Annotated in this window: 1 protein-coding gene; it reads right to left on the bottom strand. The window is 75.6% G+C overall.

Annotated features, from left to right (window positions below):
* On the bottom strand, positions 1–903 hold a 903-nt coding region (locus C1I98_RS39340; protein WP_111172232.1), incomplete at both ends, for a dipeptide epimerase.

The raw sequence follows: 903 nt of genomic DNA, 5'->3' as shown, positions 1-903 counted from the left end.
GGGGAGGGGCGGACCAGGTCGCCGTGGTACTCGACGCCGCCGGACACCGGGGAACGGGTGAGCCACAGACCCGCGTCCAGGTCTTGAGCGCCGATGGGGGTGAAGGTGGCGGCGAGCGCGGCGGAGGCGGCGATGCCCACGTGGCTTTCCATCATGCAGCCGACCATCACGCCGAGCCCCGCCTCGGCCGCCAGGGCGATCATCCGGCGGGCCTCGGTGATCCCGCCCGACTTGGCGAGTTTCACGTTGATCGCGTCGGCCGCGCCGTCCCGGATGACCTGCCGCAGGTCGCGGCGGTTCCAGACGGACTCATCGGCCAGCACGGGCGTCGTGACGGCCGCGCGCACGGCGGCGAGCCCTTCGACGTCGGCGGCGGGCACCGGCTGCTCCACGAAGTCGAGACCGACGCCGGAGTCCTCCCAGCGCCGGATCGCCTCGACGGCCTGCCCGGCGGTCCACGCCTGGTTGGCGTCCACCCGCAGGACGATCGCCGGGCCCAGCTCGCGGCGCAGCGACTCGACGCCCTCGACGTCGTGCTCCCCGCCGCCGACCTTGACCTTGAGCGTGCCGAAGCCGGGGTGCTCGCGGGCGCGTTCGAGCAGGTCGCGCGGAGTGCCGACGGACAGCGTCATGTCGGTCCGCACCGGGGCGGCCCGGCCGCCGATGAACTCGGCCAGCGGCAGGTCGGTCGCGCGGGCCGCGAGGTCCCACAGCGCGCAGTCCACCGCCGAGCGCGCCGCCGCGTTGCCGACGACGCTCGTCTCGATGGCCCGGCCCCAGGCGCCGGGGTCATCGACGGCGAGGCCGGTCACCGCGTCGGCGATCGGCCCGAGCACGGCCGCCGCGACACTTCGCGGGCTTTCCCCGGTGACCCGCCAGCTCGTCGCGGCCTCCCCCCACCCG

This window comes from Spongiactinospora gelatinilytica, from assembly GCF_003236385.1.
GTDB lineage: Bacteria > Actinomycetota > Actinomycetes > Streptosporangiales > Streptosporangiaceae > Spongiactinospora > Spongiactinospora gelatinilytica.
This window is presented reverse-complemented; position numbering and strand designations above follow the sequence as displayed.